This window comes from Streptomyces sp. NPDC002676 (assembly GCF_053592455.1).
Window position 1 is genome coordinate 148,970 of the sequence record NZ_JBSFVT010000003.1, and the last position, 15,613, is coordinate 164,582.

The 15,613-nt window shown below is 68.6% G+C and carries 16 protein-coding genes; 10 read left to right on the forward strand and 6 right to left on the reverse strand.

The window, feature by feature from the left end:
- Positions 1-98 precede the first annotated feature (98 nt).
- Together ACWD3E_RS11000 and ACWD3E_RS11005 are read left to right on the forward strand one after the other, a co-directional pair.
- A complete protein-coding gene (locus tag ACWD3E_RS11000) occupies positions 99-554 on the forward strand; it encodes a carboxymuconolactone decarboxylase family protein (RefSeq protein WP_451387244.1) in 456 nt (151 codons plus the stop codon).
- Positions 555-643: 89 nt separating this feature from the next.
- Positions 644-1,039 (forward strand): iron chaperone, encoded by a 396-nt coding sequence (locus ACWD3E_RS11005; RefSeq protein WP_451387648.1) that lies wholly within the window; start codon positions 644-646, stop codon positions 1,037-1,039.
- A gap of 150 nt (positions 1,040-1,189) precedes the next feature.
- Here the strand turns inward: ACWD3E_RS11005 and ACWD3E_RS11010 are convergent, their stop codons facing one another.
- Positions 1,190-1,888 carry a DUF5324 family protein gene (locus ACWD3E_RS11010; protein WP_451387245.1) on the reverse strand — a complete coding sequence of 233 codons (699 nt, stop codon included), beginning with the start codon at positions 1,886-1,888 and terminating at the stop codon, positions 1,190-1,192.
- A gap of 275 nt (positions 1,889-2,163) precedes the next feature.
- On the opposite strand from ACWD3E_RS11010, the gene ACWD3E_RS11015 reads away from it, so the two are divergent.
- The gene (locus ACWD3E_RS11015; protein ID WP_451387246.1) at positions 2,164-2,697 is read left to right on the forward strand and encodes a peptidylprolyl isomerase; all 534 of its coding nucleotides are present in this window, start codon (positions 2,164-2,166) and stop codon (positions 2,695-2,697) included.
- 128 nt (positions 2,698-2,825) lie between these two features.
- Positions 2,826-3,716: a rhomboid family intramembrane serine protease gene (locus ACWD3E_RS11020; RefSeq protein ID WP_451387247.1), complete on the forward strand. Its 891-nt coding sequence runs from the start codon at positions 2,826-2,828 to the stop codon at positions 3,714-3,716.
- A 270-nt stretch (positions 3,717-3,986) separates the two neighbouring features.
- Here the strand turns inward: ACWD3E_RS11020 and crgA are convergent, their stop codons facing one another.
- Positions 3,987-4,241, reverse strand: a complete 255-nt coding sequence (crgA, locus tag ACWD3E_RS11025) for a cell division protein CrgA (protein WP_451349941.1) — start codon at positions 4,239-4,241, stop codon at positions 3,987-3,989.
- A 152-nt stretch (positions 4,242-4,393) separates the two neighbouring features.
- On the opposite strand from crgA, the gene ACWD3E_RS11030 reads away from it, so the two are divergent.
- The 6 genes from ACWD3E_RS11030 to ACWD3E_RS11055 are packed head-to-tail and all read left to right on the forward strand — an operon-like array spanning position 4,394 to position 8,708.
- Complete coding sequence (locus tag ACWD3E_RS11030) at positions 4,394-5,200, forward strand: DUF881 domain-containing protein (RefSeq protein WP_451387248.1); 807 nt, start codon at positions 4,394-4,396, stop codon at positions 5,198-5,200.
- Positions 5,201-5,255: 55 nt separating this feature from the next.
- Entirely contained in the window at positions 5,256-5,945 is a 690-nt protein-coding gene (locus ACWD3E_RS11035; protein ID WP_451387249.1) for a class E sortase, read from the forward strand.
- Positions 5,946-5,997: 52 nt separating this feature from the next.
- Positions 5,998-6,159 carry a hypothetical protein gene (locus tag ACWD3E_RS11040; protein ID WP_385397507.1) on the forward strand — a complete coding sequence of 54 codons (162 nt, stop codon included), beginning with the start codon at positions 5,998-6,000 and terminating at the stop codon, positions 6,157-6,159.
- A complete protein-coding gene (locus ACWD3E_RS11045) occupies positions 6,156-6,794 on the forward strand; it encodes an aminodeoxychorismate/anthranilate synthase component II (protein ID WP_145879037.1) in 639 nt (212 codons plus the stop codon). The genes ACWD3E_RS11040 and ACWD3E_RS11045 overlap by 4 nt, the downstream gene beginning before the upstream one ends.
- A complete protein-coding gene (locus ACWD3E_RS11050; protein ID WP_451387250.1) occupies positions 6,791-7,939 on the forward strand; it encodes a class E sortase in 1,149 nt (382 codons plus the stop codon). The genes ACWD3E_RS11045 and ACWD3E_RS11050 overlap by 4 nt, the downstream gene beginning before the upstream one ends.
- Before the next feature lie 13 nt (positions 7,940-7,952).
- Entirely contained in the window at positions 7,953-8,708 is a 756-nt protein-coding gene (locus ACWD3E_RS11055; protein ID WP_451387251.1) for a class E sortase, read from the forward strand.
- A gap of 122 nt (positions 8,709-8,830) precedes the next feature.
- Here the strand turns inward: ACWD3E_RS11055 and pknB are convergent, their stop codons facing one another.
- The 4 genes from pknB to ACWD3E_RS11075 form a co-directional block, all read right to left on the reverse strand.
- A complete protein-coding gene (gene pknB / locus ACWD3E_RS11060; RefSeq protein WP_451387252.1) occupies positions 8,831-10,846 on the reverse strand; it encodes a Stk1 family PASTA domain-containing Ser/Thr kinase in 2,016 nt (671 codons plus the stop codon).
- 191 nt (positions 10,847-11,037) lie between these two features.
- Positions 11,038-12,528, reverse strand: a complete 1,491-nt coding sequence (locus ACWD3E_RS11065; protein ID WP_451387253.1) for a peptidoglycan D,D-transpeptidase FtsI family protein — start codon at positions 12,526-12,528, stop codon at positions 11,038-11,040.
- Positions 12,525-13,964, reverse strand: coding sequence for an FtsW/RodA/SpoVE family cell cycle protein (locus ACWD3E_RS11070; RefSeq protein ID WP_451387254.1), 1,440 nt, complete (start codon positions 13,962-13,964; stop codon positions 12,525-12,527). The genes ACWD3E_RS11065 and ACWD3E_RS11070 overlap by 4 nt, the downstream gene beginning before the upstream one ends.
- A 27-nt stretch (positions 13,965-13,991) precedes the next feature.
- The gene (locus ACWD3E_RS11075; RefSeq protein ID WP_451387649.1) at positions 13,992-15,560 is read right to left on the reverse strand and encodes a Stp1/IreP family PP2C-type Ser/Thr phosphatase; all 1,569 of its coding nucleotides are present in this window, start codon (positions 15,558-15,560) and stop codon (positions 13,992-13,994) included.
- Positions 15,561-15,613: the final 53 nt, after the last annotated feature.

Consider the following 15,613-nt stretch of genomic DNA (forward strand, 5'->3'; position numbering starts at 1 on the left):
ACGGTGTCCCATCGCCATCGCCGTGGCAAGCGGGTCGGGCTGAGATGGAGTCACACCCCGGGACGACGGGGCGACGAAGCGAAAGAGGAGCAGATCAGATGCAGTCTCGTATGCAGAACCCCGCCACGGTGCTGTCCGGTGCGATGCAGCCCATCCAGGAGCTCATGAAGACCGTGCACTCCGCCGGGGTGGACGCGCAGATCCTGGAGCTGGTGCACCTGCGGGTCAGCCAGATCAACGGCTGCAGTGTCTGCGTCGACATGGGCGTCACGTCGGGCCGTAAGGCCGGAGTGAGCGACAAGCGGCTGGTCATGGTCGCCGCCTGGCGGGAGGCCCCGTACTTCAGCGAGGAGGAGCGGGCCGCCCTGGCGCTGGCCGAGGCCGCGACGCGGCTGGCCGACCGTCCCGACGCTGTGGGCGACGACATCTGGGACACGGCCGCCACCTACTTCGACGAGAAGCAGCTGGCCGCGATCGTCCTGCTGATCGGCGTCACCAACCTGTTCAACCGCCTCAACGCCACGACCCGCCAGATCGCCGGCGCGTGGGGCTGACGGGCACCAGGAGGAGAACCGCAGTGGGCACGGAGAGGAGAACCGCAGTGAAGACGTCCCCGGCATTCACGGACGAGGAACGCAGCGCGATGAAGGAGCGCGCCCAGGAGCTGAAGGCGGCCACGCGCCGCGGATCGCGTGGCGCCCGCAAGGCGGACGACGAGGCCGCTGTGCTCGCGAAGATCGCCGAGATGCAGGACTCCGACCGGGTCATGGCCGAACGGATCCACGCCGTCGTCAAGGCGAGCGCCCCGGACCTCGCGCCGAAGCTCTGGTACGGGATGCCCGCCTATGCCAAGGACGGCAAGGTCGTCTGCTTCTTCCAGAGCGCGCAGAAGTTCAACGCGAGGTACGCGACCTTCGGCTTCAGTGACAAGGCGAACCTCGACGACGGCTCCCTGTGGCCGGCCTCCTACGCCCTGAAGGAGCTGACCGCCCTCGGCGAGGCGCGGATCGCCGAGCTGGTGAGGAGAGCGGTGAGCTGAGCGACGGCAGCCATGCACCGACTGCAAGACGACATGCCGCTGTTTCACGTGAAACATGCGGAGGGGCGGGCGAGAGTCCCACCTCGCCCGCCCCCGGCCTTCCCAGCCCCGATCACTCCGGCCGTCTCAGCCCAGATCCCTCCGGCTGGCTCAGTCCTGATCGTCGTGACGCGAGGCCTCGTCCTCCTCCTGCTTCGCCTGGACCTCCGGGTCCAGGACGGCGCCGCTGCCGTCCACCGAACTGATCCGGCCCGTCTCGGGCACCTCCGTCGGCGCGGGCGGCTCGACCAGCCAGTCGGGGTTGGCCTGCTTGTCCCACCACTTCCAGGCCGCGAACGCCGCGCCCCCCACGACGGTCAGCAGCGCCAGCGCCTTCACGGCACGGCCCCTGCGCGAGCGCCGCTCCTTGCGCCGGGCCAGCTTCTTGATCTCCTCCGCCGTGACCTGACCGCGCAGCGCGACCAGTGCGGCGGCACCGCGCGCGGCGGCCTCCTCGCGCACCGGACCGGCCGCGGCCACCGCGTGCTCGATCCTCGGACGCGAGTACTCGGCCGCCTGCCGGGCGGCCTTACGGGTAAGGACGGCTGCTTCGTGCGCGGCCAGGTCCACCTTGGGCGGCACATGCGTACGGGCCTGCTCCAGACGCGGGGCGAGCCGGACGTCGTACTGCACACGAGCCTGTTCAGCGGCCTGCGACACCACGGGCGCGAGCCGTACGCGTGCCTCCTGCGCGTAGTGCGCGGCACGCTCCACGGCTGTGTCGGCATACGGCGCCACCACTTCCGCGGCGTGCAGCACGCTGTCCTTCGCCGAGCCGGTCGCGGCGCGCACGCTGTCGATGCGGGTCACGGGTTTCCTCCTCCTCGGTGGCGGTACGGTAATTCGCCTTTCCACCCTTTTACGGATCATGCCTGTCAACGGCCTGCGCGGCATGCGAGGACGGGCATATGGGTGTCTATTGCCCCTCTACGGAACGAATCCGGGCAAGAAGAGCTTTGGCGACGACACTGCCACGAAAAACCGCCCCGCGCCCCCTTACCGGCGGAACTCGTGCCCGCCTGGCGGCGAACGGTCCCGGCCGTGCGAGGATCAGGGGGTCACGGAAAGACAACGGAAGGCAGATCGTGGCCGAGCAGCTTTACGCCACCCTGAAGACCAACCACGGCGACATCAAGGTTCAGCTGTTCCCGAACCACGCGCCCAAGACGGTCAAGAACTTCGTCGAACTCGCCACCGGCGAGCGCGAGTGGAAGCACCCGAAGACCGGCGCCGTGAGCACGGACAAGCTCTACGACGGCACGATCTTCCACCGGGTCATCGAGGGCTTCATGATCCAGGGCGGCGACCCGCTGGGCACCGGCATCGGCGGCCCCGGCTACAAGTTCGAGGACGAGTTCCACCCGGACCTCTCCTTCAACAAGCCGTACCTGCTCGCCATGGCCAACGCCGGCCCGGGCACCAACGGCTCGCAGTTCTTCATCACGGTCGCGCCGACGACCTGGCTGAACCGCAAGCACACCATCTTCGGTGAGGTCACCGACCCGGCCAGCCAGAAGGTCGTGGACGCCATCGCCGCCGTGGCCACGACGCCCGGCAACGACCGTCCGCTCAAGGACGTCGTCATCGAGTCGGTCGTCGTCGAGACGCACGAGGGCTGAGACCCGCTGCCTGCTCGGAACGTCCCGTGAGGAACGCTCCGCAGGGAACCAATCGCCCCGCTCGTCCGTAAGGATGAGCGGGGCGGGGTATTGCCAGGGGGTAGTACCACCACGAGCGAGGGGACCGCATGGACCAGGCAGCAGGGAGCACGCAGGACGCCAGGAGCGGCCTGCCGGTGTGCTACCGGCACCCGGACCGCGAGACCGGCGTGCGCTGCACCCGCTGTGACCGCGCCATCTGCCCCGAGTGCATGATCAGCGCCTCGGTCGGCTTCCAGTGCCCCGAGTGCGTGCGCGGCGGACAGGGCAGCGGGCCCGCCCCGGCCGCAGCCCGGCCCCGCACGGTGGCAGGCGGGACGATCACGGCCGACCCGCGGCTGCTCACCAAGCTGCTGATCGGCCTCAACATCGCCTTCTACCTGGTCCAGCTGGCCGTCGGCGACAGCTTCACCACCAGGTTCGAGCTCATCGGCCAGGCCTACACCTACCACCTCAGCGGGGTGCAGGGCGTCGCGGAGGGCCAGTACTACCGGCTGCTGACCTCGATGTTCCTGCACGGCGGGTACGTCCACATCCTGTTCAACATGCTCAGCCTGTGGTGGATCGGCGGCCCCCTGGAGGCCGCGCTCGGCCGCGCCCGCTATCTCGCGCTCTACGTGGTCTCGGGCCTGGCGGGCAGCGCCCTCACCTATCTGCTCGCCGCGCAGAACCAGCCGTCCCTCGGCGCTTCGGGAGCGATCTTCGGTCTTTTCGGTGCCACCGCCGTGCTGATGCGCCGCCTGAACTACGACATGCGGCCGATCATGGCCCTCCTGGTGATCAACCTGATCATCACCTTCGGGGTCTCGAACATCGCCTGGCAGGCGCACATCGGCGGCCTCGTCGCGGGCGTCGTCACCGGGTACGCGATGGTGCACGCCCCCCGGCAGAAGCGGGCGCTGATCCAGTACGGCACCTGCGCGCTGGTGCTGGCCGTCACCCTCGTTCTCGTCCTGGTCAGGACCGCTCAGCTCACCTGATGCCGAACCGTTGTCCACAGTGAGTGCCGGATCTTGTGCACGCTGTGCGGGCACAGCTGTGCCCCCTGTCGCTCGGATGTGTTTTCCCAGGTCGGACAGGGGGCGAACGGGCGTACGGCGGCCGGTAGGGCAGTCACACCGGCGTCAACCTCAGATGAGTTATCCACAGATCGTCGTTTCTTTTCCCCACCGTGTGGACAGTGTGGACAGCGCCTGTGGATAACTCAGTGGATAGCCCTGGGCAGAGCTACCGCCACCGCGCCGGCTGTGCTACTTCCACTGCGTGGAGACACCGAAGCCGGCGGCGATGAAGCCGAAGCCGACCACGATGTTCCAGTTGTCCAGGGCGTCGATGGGCAGCGACCCGTCGGTCACGTAGAAGACGACGATCCAGGCGAGGCCGATGATGAACATGGCCAGCATGACGGGCGCGACCCAGCCGCGGCTGTCGAGCTTGATCGCCTGTGCCGTCTTCGCCGGCGGCGGCGTGTAGTCGGCCTTCTTGCGGATACGTGACTTCGGCACGAGGGTCTCTCCTGTCGATGCGCTGCGTGGCCGCGCAGGTAACTGGGTCGGGCTCGGGGCAGCGTACAAGGGGACAGTAAGGGCACACTGAGTGCTCCCCCGGGCGTCCGTTAGCGTAGTGCTTCCGCGGCGCCGAAGGAGATAAGGGTACGTTGAGCAATTCTGCCGACTCCCCCGGGACGGGATCAACGGGTCCCGGCCCCGCTCGTGGGCTCCGCTTCTTCCGGCCCGTGCGGCTACGGCCCGTGCGGGTTCTCACCGCCGCCGTCTTCGCGCTGGCGGGGCTCATTTTCTTCACCAGCTTCGACACGGCCAAGGGCACCGACATCCGCCGGGACGACTCCCTGCTGAAGCTGTCCGACCTGATCCAGCAGCGCAGCCGCAAGAACAAGGAGCTGGACGAGTCCAACGCGGCCCTGCGCGACAGCGTGGAGTCCCTGGCGAAGAGCGACGGCGGGAGCACCAAGGCCCAGGACCGCAAGCTCACCGGGCTGGAGAAGAGCGCGGGCACCCAGCCGCTGACCGGCAATGGGATCACCGTCACCCTGAACGACGCCCCGCCGAACGCCACCGCCAAGCTCCCTGGCTATCCCGAGCCGCAGCCCGACTACCTGGTCATCCACCAGCAGGACCTGCAGGCCGTGGTGAACGCCCTGTGGCAGGGCGGCGCCCAGGGGATCAGGGTCATGGACCAGCGGCTGATCTCCACCAGCGCGGTGCGCTGCGTCGGCAACACCCTGATCCTCCAGGGCCGCGTGTACTCTCCGCCGTACAAGATCACCGCGGTCGGGGACCCGGGCCGGCTCCAGCGGGCGCTCGCGGCGAGCAAGGCGATCCAGACCTACATGGTGTACGTGAACGTCTACGGCCTCGGCTGGAAAGTCACCGAGGACGGGACGGTGACTCTGCCGGGCTACTCGGGCACAGTGGATCTGCACTACGCGAAGCCCGTGCAGTAGAACCCCATGCAGTAGAAGCCTGTGACGTAGGTGCCCCGCCCGCCAGGAGCCGCCGGTGCGCGTGATCGTCAGGACCGTCAGCGAACTGTGCATCACGATCGGCGCCCTGATCGTGCTCTTCGTTGGCTATGTGCTGTTCTGGACGGGAGTGCGGGCCGACGGCGCGATGCGGCACCAGATCGACCAGCTGCATGAACAGTGGTCGAGGGGGAGTGTGCACAACGTCAGCGCCTCAGCCGGCCGGGCCGGGAGCCCGCGCCCGCCGGCGCCGTACCGCCACGGCAAGCCTTTCGCGATCATGTACATCCCGAGGCTCGGTTTCACGTGGAACAAGCCGGTGCTGGAGGGCACCGACGCGGGCGTGCTGCAGAAGGGCCTCGCCCACTACGCCGGGACCGCGCGGCTCGGCCAGGAGGGGAACTTCGCGGTCGCCGGCCACCGCCGCACCTACGGCGACCCGTTCAAGGACTTCCCCCGGCTGCGGCCGGGCGACGCGGTGGTACTGACCGACGGGACGACCTGGTTCACGTATCGGATCGACAAAGGGCCCTACAAAACCGTCCCTACGGACATCGCGGTCATCGATCCTGTGCCACGTGAGTCCGGATACACGCGCCCCGGGCGCTACCTCACGCTGACCACGTGCGAACCGGAATGGGGACACAGCCACCGGCTGATCGTCTGGGCGCACCTCGACTCCACCCAGCCCGTGGAGTCAGGCGAACCGAGGGCTCTGCGCCGTTAGTCTGGTGCGGTACGGCGTGAGTCAGGTGCCGTGGGGATACGGAAGGAACGGCATGTACGGCTGGATCTGGCGGCATCTGCCGGGGAGCGTATGGGTGAAGGCGCTGCTGTCACTCGTACTGGTCCTGGCCGTGGTCTACGTCCTCTTCCAGTACGTCTTCCCCTGGGCCGAACCGCTGCTGCCCTTCAACGATGTGACGGTGGACAACCAGTGAGTGCGCGGATTCTCGTCGTCGACAACTACGACAGCTTCGTCTTCAACCTCGTCCAGTACCTGTACCAGCTGGGCGCCGAGTGCGAGGTTCTGCGCAACGACGAGGTGTCGACGGCGCACGCCCAGGACGGCTTCGACGGCGTGCTGCTCTCGCCCGGCCCCGGGACGCCGGAAGAGGCGGGCGTGTGCGTGGACATGGTCCGCCACTGCGCCGCGACCGGTGTGCCGGTCTTCGGCGTCTGCCTCGGGATGCAGTCGATGCAGGTGGCGTACGGCGGTGTGGTGGACCGGGCGCCGGAGCTGCTGCACGGCAAGACCTCGCCGGTCGAGCACGAGGGCAAGGGCGTCTTCGCGGGCCTGCCCTCCCCCTTCACGGCGACCCGCTACCACTCCCTGGCCGCTGAGCCTGCGACGGTCCCGGCCGAGCTGGAGGTGACGGCCCGCACGCACGACGGCATCATCATGGGCCTGCGCCACCGAGAACTCCCGGTCGAGGGCGTGCAGTTCCACCCCGAGTCGGTGCTGACCGAGCACGGGCACCGGATGCTGGCCAACTGGCTGGTGGAGTGCGGGGACCAGGGTGCCGTCGCGAGATCGGCGGGGCTCGCCCCGGTGGTGGGCAGGGCCACGGCGTGACCGCGCTGCGCCCCGAGCGCGAGGACTTGTACGGCGAGCAGCCGCCGTACGGGTCGTACGGCAGTGCGCCGTACGCGGGCGTGGGCGCAGGAACGGGTGCGGGTGCGGGTGCGGGTTCGGGTGCGGACATGGGTGATCCGCCGACGGCACCGCTGCCGGCCTTGGGCGACGAGGCGCTGCCGATCCCGGACGACGAGACCATGGCGCTGAGGATCCCCGATCCACGGGCCTCCGATGCGTCGTCGCTCGGCCTGGAGAACGCATCCGTACGCGCCTCCAGGGCCTCTTCCGCCTCTGCTGCCACTGGAACCACGCCGGGCGGCCGTGCGGCCCGCAGAAAGGCCGCCAAGCGGCGCGGCGGGCGGCACAGCGGCAGCCGTGAGGCGGCACCCGCACAGGAGGCGGACCCTCAGCGGGACCCGCAGCGCCCGCTGACCCGGGTGGAGGCCCGGCGGCAGGCGCGGCTGAGCAAGCCGAGCCCGGCGGTCATCGCGAGCCGGGTGATCGGCGAGGTGTTCATCACCGCCGGCGTGCTGATGCTGCTGTTCGTCACCTACCAGCTGTGGTGGACGAACGTCCGGGCGCACGCGCAGGCGAGCAGGGAGACCAGCGCCCTCCAGCACGACTGGGCGAGCGGCAAGCGGGCGCCGGGTGCGTTCGAGCCGGGCCAGGGCTTCGCGATCCTGCACATCCCCAAGCTGGACGTGGTGGCCCCGATAGCGGAGGGCGTCAGCAACCGGCAGGTGCTCGACAAGGGCATGGTCGGGCACTACGGCGAGGGCGCGCTGAAGACGGCGATGCCGTACGACAAGACGGGCAACTTCGGACTGGCCGCCCACCGCAACACGCACGGTGAGCCGTTCCGCTACATCAACCGGCTGAAACCGGGCGACGCGGTCGTGGTGGAGACGCAGGACACCTACTTCGTGTACAAGGTGACGTCGACGCTGCCGGTGACCCCGCCGTCCAACACCAGCGTGCTGGACCCCATCCCGCCGCAGTCCGGGTTCACCGGACCGGGCCGCTACATCACCCTGACGACCTGCACGCCGGAGTTCACCAGCAAGTACCGGCTGATCGTCTGGGGCAAGATGGTCGAACAACGCCCGCGCGCCAAGGGCAAGCCGGACGAGCTGATCGAGTAATCGAGAGGGAACTGTGGCAGCGACCGCCGACGAGACCGAAGAGCACGCGGAGGAGTCCGAGGAGTCGCCGGCCCCGGGCCGCCGGCGTCCCGGCCGGATCGCCCTGGCGGTCAGCGTCTTCGGCGAAATCCTCATCACGGGGGGCCTGGTGCTCGGCCTGTTCGTCGTCTACTCCCTGTGGTGGACGAACGTGATAGCGGACCGCAAGGCCGACCGGCAGGCGCACAAGGTCCGCGACGAGTGGGCCCATTCCGCCGATTCGAGCCCCGGCGCGCTGGACACCAGGGACGGCATCGGCTTCCTGCACGTGCCCTCCATGAAGAACGGCACGGTCCTGGTCGAGCAGGGCACCGGCACGGACGTCCTGAACGACGGCGTCGCCGGCTACTACACGGAGCCCGTGAAGGCGGCCCTCCCCATGTCGGGCAAGGACGGCAACTTCGCCCTGGCCGCCCACCGCGACGGCCACGGCGCCAAGTTCCACAACATCGACAAGGTGAAGAAGGGCGACCCGGTCGTCTTCGAGACGAGGGACAACTGGTACGTCTACAAGGTCTTCGCGATCCTCCCCGAGACCTCGAAGTACGACGTCAGCGTCCTCGCCGCGGTCCCCAAGGAGTCCGGAAAGAAGAAGCCGGGCCACTACATCACCCTGACGACCTGTACCCCCGTGTACACCTCCCGCTACCGGTACGCGGTGTGGGGCGAGCTGGTCCGCGTGGAGAAGGTGAACAGCACGCGGACTCCGCCGGTGGAACTGCGTGGCTGACCGGGGTTTCCTGAGGACCTCGGTCGCTTGGTGGAACTGCGCGCCGTCCGGAGTGACGGAGACGCCAAGGGGCCCCCGCCAGAACTTCCTGGCAGGGGCCCCTTGCGTGGCGGTGCGGGGCGTCAGCCGTTGACTCCGCCGAAGAAGTTCGTGCCGCCCTGGTCGCCGCCATTGACGTCCACGGTTTGCAGCACGATCTGGGTGGTGCTCGGATCGGCCTGGGTGCCCGGCTGCGGGGACTGGCCCACGACCCGCGCCTTGTCGTCGGTCGGGCCGCTGACCTGGACCTGCGTGTAGCCGTACTGTGCCAGGGTGTCCCGGGCGTCCTTCAGCTTCATGGTCTGGACCTGCGGGACCTGACCCTGCTGCCCCTGGTCGCCGCCGTCCTGTCCCTGGAACTTGCCGACGTTCAGCACGACGGGCGTGTTCTTGGAGAGCGCCCCCGAATTCGGCGCCGGGGTGGAACTCTGGACCTTGCCGTCCTGGCTCTGGTCGTTGACGGGCACGTCGGTGCAGCTCGGTGCCAGGCCCAGCTGCGTCAGCTCGGTCTTGGCGTCGTCACACGACTTGCCGATGATGTCGCCCGGGATCGTGACCTTTTCCTCCGGCTTGGCGACCGTGAGGGTGATCGTGGAGCCCTTCTCGACTTCCTTGCCGAGCACGGGGGTCTGTTCCAGGACAGTGCCGGCCGGCTCAGCCGACACCTTCTCCGTCTTCTCCACCGTGAACTGGTACTTGTCGCTCTCCAGAGTCGCCTTGGCGTTGGCGAAGGTCTGACCGACGACACTCGGCACAACGACCTTGGGCGCGCCCGTCGAGACGACCACGTTGATGACGGTGTTCTTGGCGACCTTCACGCCCTCATGCTGGTCCTGTGAGCACACGTTGCCCTTGGGCTGGTTGGCACAGGGCTTCCGGGTGGGCTCGCCCAGCTTCAGGTCCGAGTTGATCGCCATCTTCTGGGCGGCGGCGTAGCTGTTGCCGATGAAGTTCGGCACCGCCACCTTGTCGTTGGCGGCGTCGTCCCCGCTGAACGCGTACTTCCCGATGAGGATCGCGCCGATCAGCACCAGGACGCCCGCGACCACCAGGAGGATTGTGGAGGTGTTGTTCTTCTTCGGCTGCTGGCGGCGCCGGTCGGGGCGCTCGTCGTAGCCGTAGCCGCCGTCGTCCGGGTTCATCGGCGGGAGCATGGAGGTCGCGCCGGCGCCCTGGTCGGGGCGCAGGGCCGTCGTCGGCTGGTCGTCGGGGTAGCCGCCGTAGCCCACCGCGCCCATCGCCGCCGTTGCCGCGACCGGCTGGCCGTCGAGGCAGGCCTCGATGTCGGCGCGCATCTCGTCGGCCGACTGGTAGCGGTAGTTCGGGTCCTTGACCAGCGCCTTCAGGACGATCGCGTCCATCTCGGGCGTGATCTCGGGGTCGAAGACGCTCGGCGCCTGCGGCTCCTCGCGGACGTGCTGGTAGGCCACCGCCACCGGGGAGTCGCCGACGAATGGCGGGCGGACCGTCAGCAGCTCGTAGAGCAGGCAGCCGGTCGAATAAAGGTCGGACCGCGCGTCGACCTGCTCGCCCTTGGCCTGCTCCGGGGAGAGGTACTGGGCCGTGCCGATCACCGCGGCCGTCTGGGTCATGGTCATGCCGGAGTCGCCCATGGCGCGGGCGATGCCGAAGTCCATCACCTTGACCTGGCCGTTGCGGGTCAGCATGACGTTGGCCGGCTTGATGTCACGGTGGACGATGCCGTTGCGGTGGGCGTACTCCAGGCCCTGGAGGATGCCGACGGTCATCTCCATCGACCGCTCGGGCAGGAGCTTGCGACCGGAGTGAAGCAGCTCACGCAGCGTGGAGCCGTCCACGTACTCCATCACGATGTACGGGATGGAGACCCCGTCGATGTAGTCCTCGCCCGTGTCGTAGACCGCCACGATCGCGGGATGGTTGAGCGAGGCGGCCGACTGGGCCTCCCGGCGGAACCGGGCCTGGAAGGACGGATCACGCGCGAGGTCCGCGCGCAGCGTCTTCACCGCCACGGTGCGGCCGAGCCGGGTGTCATGCGCGAGGTAGACCTCCGCCATGCCACCACGGCCGAGCACCTGGCCCAGCTCGTACCGGCCGCCGAGGCGACGCGGCTCTTCCATAGCTACCTACCAGCCCTCTCCGTCGGTCTCAGCCGCGCACCGTGCACGGCCAAAGGCTGCCGTCCGGGCCTACCGTACCCGGCTCGCGTTGTATGACCTGGCCAAGCCCGTAACCCGATACAGGACCGGTATCGCAACGTGCAACGATGTGAAGGAGACGTGAGCGGCGTCACTTCATGGGGCGGGCGAGGTCACTTCTTGCTGTTGATGACCGCCTCCATGACGTCCTTCGCGATCGGCGCGGCCAGGCCGCCACCGGAGATGTCGTCGCGGTTGGCGTTCTCGTCCTCGATCACCACGGCGACCGCGACCGGGGAGCTGTTGTCGGGGAGCTTGGCGTAGGAGATGAACCACGCGTAGGGGTTCGCGCTGTTCGCGACGCCGTGCTGGGCGGTACCGGTCTTGCCGCCGACGGTCACACCGCCGCCGATCTGCGCGTTCTTACCGGTGCCTTGCGCGACGACGGTCTCCATCATCGACTGCAGGATCTGCGCGTGCTCCGGCGTCAGCGGCCGGCTCAGCTCCTTCGGCTCGGTCTTCTCGACCGGGTCGAGGCTGGAGGACTGCAGCTCGTCGACCATGTACGGCTTCATCAGCTTGCCGTCGTTGGCGACCGCCGAGGCGACCATGGCCATCTGCAGCGGGGTGGCGGCGGTGTTGTACTGGCCGATCGAGGACAGCGCGGTCTGCGAGGGGTTCATGTTGTCGGAGAACACCGAGGCGTTGGAGCGGACCGGCGTGAACTGCTCGGAGTCGAAGCCGAACTTCTTCGCCTCCTCCAGCATCTTGTCGTTGCCGAGATCGGCGCCGATCTTGCCGAAGACGGAGTTGCAGGAGACCCGGAGCGCCTCGCGCATGCTCACGTTCTCGCAGCGGATGCTGCCCTCGTTCTTCAGCGGCGTCCGGGTACCCGTCATGATCCACGGCACCGGCGAGTCGGTCTTCTCGTCGGCCGAGGTGTACTTGCCGTTCTCCAGCGCCGCCGCGGCGGTGACCACCTTGAAGGTGGAGCCCGGCGGGTAGGTCTCGCGCAGCGCCCGGTTCAGCATCGGGTCGGCGGGGTTGTACTTCTTCTGCAGCTTCTGCCAGGCCTTGCCGTCGACGTCGGTGGTGCTCCCGGCGAACGACGAGGGGTCGTACGACGGGTAGGAGGCCAGCGCCAGGATCTTGCCGGTGGAGGGCTCCAGGGCGACCACGGCACCCTTGCCGCCACGGGACTTCAGGCCGTCCCACGCGGCCTTCTGCGCGGCGGCGTTGAGCGTGGTGACGACGTTGCCGCCCTGATGCTCCTTGCCCGTGATCATGTCCAGGGTCTTGCGGAAGAACAGCCGGTCGTCGTTGCCGGTGAGGATGCCGTCCTCAAGGGACTCCAACTGCGTGGCGCCGAAGGCCTGCGAGGCGTAGCCGGTGACCGGTGCCCACATGGGGCCGTTCTTGTAGGTGCGCTTGTACTTGAGGTCGTTCAGGCCCTTCGTGCTGACCTCGGAGGACCCGGTGATGGGGTTGCCGTCGACGATGATGTTGCCGCGCGGCGTGGAGTAGCGGGCGATGGTGACCCGGCGGTTCTTCGGGTCCTGCTTGAGGCTGTCGGCCTTGACGTACTGGAGCCAGTTGTCGCGCAGCAGCAGGGTCAGGACCAGGAGGCCGCAGAAGATCGCGATCCGGCGCAGGGGTTTGTTCATGACGGGCGGACCACCTGGGTCATCTCGGCGTCGGGGTTGCCGGCGGGGGTCGGTGCCGGGCGGCGGGCGGTGTCGCTGATGCGGATCAGGATGCCGATGAGCGCCCAGTTCGCGATCACGGAGGAACCGCCGTAGGCGAGGAACGGCATCGTCATACCGGTCAGCGGGATGAGGCCCATCACACCGCCGGCCACAACGAACACCTGGAGCGCGAAGGCGCCGGACAGGCCGATGGCGAGCAGCTTGCCGAACGGGTCGCGGGCGGCGAGGGCGGTGCGCACGCCGCGCTCCACGATCAGACCGTAGATCAGCAGGATCGCCATGATGCCGGCCAGGCCCAGCTCCTCGCCGAAGGTGGCGAGGATGAAGTCGGAGTTGGCGGCGAAGCGGATCAGCTCGGAGTGGCCCTGGCCCCAGCCGGTGCCCATGGTGCCGCCGGAGCCGAACGCCCACAGGGCCTGCATGGCCTGCTCGGAGTGGCCGTATACGCCCTTCTGGCTGAGCGTGTACTCCTTCATCGGGTCGAGCCAGGCCTGCACACGCTGCTGGACGTGGGTTTCGAAGCTCGCCACGCCGACCGCGCCGACCGCGGACATCAGCAGACCGAAGACGATCCAGCTGGTCCGCTCGGTGGCGACGTACAGCATGATCACGAACATGCCGAAGAACAGCAGCGAGGTACCGAGGTCGGTCTCGAAGACAAGGATCAGGATCGACATGAACCAGACGACCAGGATCGGACCGAGGTCGCGGCCACGCGGCAGGTAGAGCCCCATGAAGCGGCGGCTGGCGAGGGCGAGCGCGTCCCGCTTGACCATGAGGTAGCCCGCGAAGAACACCGCGAGCACGATCTTGGCGAACTCACCGGGCTGGATGGAGAAGCTGCCGACGTGGATCCAGATCTTGGCGCCGTAGACGGGCAGGCCGAGGCCGGGGACCAGCGGAAGCAGCAGCAGGATCAGCGCGCCGACCATGGAGATGTAGGTGTAGCGCTGCAGGACCCGGTGGTCTTTGAGGAAGAACAGTACGGCTGCGAACAGCCCGATGCCCATCGCGGTGTACATCAGCTGGGTGGTCGCCTTGCCGCCCGAGACGTTCAGGTGCTGGAGCAGCTTGGACTGGTCCAGCCGCCAGATGCAGACCAGTCCGAGCCCGTTGAGCAGGGTGGCCAGCGGCAGCAGCAGCGGGTCGGCGTACGGCGCGAACTTCCGTACGACGACATGGGCGATGCCGGCCAGCAGGCCGAGGCCGAGGCCGTAGCCCAGCAGGCCCGCGGGCACCTTGCCGTCGATGGCCAGGCCCACGTTGGCGTAGGCGAACACCGGGATGGCCACGGCGAAGACCAGCAGGGCCAGCTCGGTGTTGCGGCGGCTGGGCGCGCCGATGGCGCCGATCGTGGACGTGTGATGCGTCGGCGAGTTCGTAGTACTGCTCATCGTGTGACAGGGCCTCTCACGGCTTGCCTACTGCTTGCCGCACTGATCGACGACCTTCTTCTCATCCTCGGAGAGGCTGGGGCCGGGGTGGGGAGTCGCGGTCGCGGACGGGCTCGTGGACTTCGAGGGGGACTTCGACGGTGTCGACGCCGACGGGTTCGGCGTAGGTGATGCCTTGGACGTGAAAGCGGTACGGGTGGTTCCCGTGGTGCTTCCCGCCTTCCCCGGGCTCCGCGAGGTGTTCCGCTCGGTGTCGGGGGTCTGCGCGGCCTCGGCGGCCTTGCGCTCCACCTGCTTCTTGCATGCGGACGCCTGCAGGGCCAGCGCGTCGATCTTCGCCTGGGCGTCCGTCAGGCCGCCCTCCGTGATCGTGTTCTTGACCTGCTGCTGCTGGTAGGGCGGCAGGTACTTGAGTTCGATCTCGGGGTGGTCCTTCTCCACCTCCGACAGCGACACCCAGGCCAGGTCCTGGCTGATGCCGCGGTACAGCGCCACGTGCTCGCCCTTGGCGCCGACGTAGTACTGCGTCTGCGTCCAGCGGTAGCCGCCGTACAGGCCGCCGCCGATCACGGCCAGCGCGAGACCGCTGTACAGGGACCGCTTCAGCCACTTGCGGCTCTTGGCGGGCTTGGTGAAGTCCTCGTCGCCGTACTCGCCGAAGCCGTCGGACGGGGCGTAGCCGTTGGTGTCGCCGGAGCCGGGCGGGCCGAACTCCCCGCCGCCGCCCTGCCCGTGGCCCTGGCGGCCGAGATGCGAGGCGCGGCCGGCCGGGGTCTGCATGATGCCGTTGTCGTGCAGGTGGTGCGGGTTCTCGGCGACGGCGCCGACCACGACCGGGGTGTCGGACAGCTGCCCGGCGAGGGTGTCACCGGTGTCCAGGTCGAGGACGTCGGCGACGATGACGGTGATGTTGTCGGGGCCGCCGCCGCGCAGCGCGAGCTGGATCAGTTCCTGCACGGTCTCCTGCGGGCCCTGGTAGCTGGCGAGGGTCTCCTCCATCGTCTGGTGGGAGACGACGCCGGACAGGCCGTCGGAGCAGATCAGATAGCGGTCGCCGGCGCGGACCTCGCGGATCGACAGGTCGGGCTCGACGTGGTCGCCGCTGCCGAGGGCGCGCATCAGCAGGGAGCGCTGCGGGTGGGTGGTGGCCTCTTCCTCGGTGATGCGGCCCTCGTCGACCAGCCGCTGCACCCAGGTGTGGTCCTGCGTGATCTGCGTCAGCACCCCGTCGCGCAGCAGATACGCGCGCGAGTCGCCGACATGGACGAGGCCGAGCCGCTGCCCGGTCCACAGCAGGGCGGTGAGCGTGGTGCCCATGCCCTCCAGCTGGGGGTCCTCCTCGACCATGGCGCGCAGCTGGTCGTTGGCGCGCTGCACGGCGACGCCGAGCGAGGTGAGGATGTCGGAGCCGGGCACGTCGTCGTCGAGTGTGACCAGCGTGGAGATCACCTCGGACGAGGCGACCTCGCCGGCCGCCTGGCCGCCCATGCCGTCGGCGATGGCGAGCAGCCGCGGACCGGCGTAACCGGAGTCCTCGTTGCCCTCACGGATCATGCCCTTGTGCGATCCGGCGGCAAAGCGCAGTGACAGACTCATGCCCACCTCGCCCGTCGGCTCCGGGTACAGCCGGTCGTGTCGAGCCACACTGC

Coding starts and splice junctions, on each gene's coding strand:
- ACWD3E_RS11000 (WP_451387244.1), top strand. CDS start 99: ATGCAGTCTCGTATGCAGAACCCCGCCACGGTGCTGTCCGGTGCGATG.
- ACWD3E_RS11005 (WP_451387648.1), top strand. CDS start 644: ATGAAGGAGCGCGCCCAGGAGCTGAAGGCGGCCACGCGCCGCGGATCG.
- ACWD3E_RS11020 (WP_451387247.1), top strand. CDS start 2,826: ATGGACCAGGCAGCAGGGAGCACGCAGGACGCCAGGAGCGGCCTGCCG.
- ACWD3E_RS11040 (WP_385397507.1), top strand. CDS start 5,998: ATGTACGGCTGGATCTGGCGGCATCTGCCGGGGAGCGTATGGGTGAAG.
- pknB (WP_451387252.1), bottom strand. CDS start 10,846: ATGGAAGAGCCGCGTCGCCTCGGCGGCCGGTACGAGCTGGGCCAGGTG.
- ACWD3E_RS11065 (WP_451387253.1), bottom strand. CDS start 12,528: ATGAACAAACCCCTGCGCCGGATCGCGATCTTCTGCGGCCTCCTGGTC.
- ACWD3E_RS11070 (WP_451387254.1), bottom strand. CDS start 13,964: ATGAGCAGTACTACGAACTCGCCGACGCATCACACGTCCACGATCGGC.
- ACWD3E_RS11075 (WP_451387649.1), bottom strand. CDS start 15,560: ATGAGTCTGTCACTGCGCTTTGCCGCCGGATCGCACAAGGGCATGATC.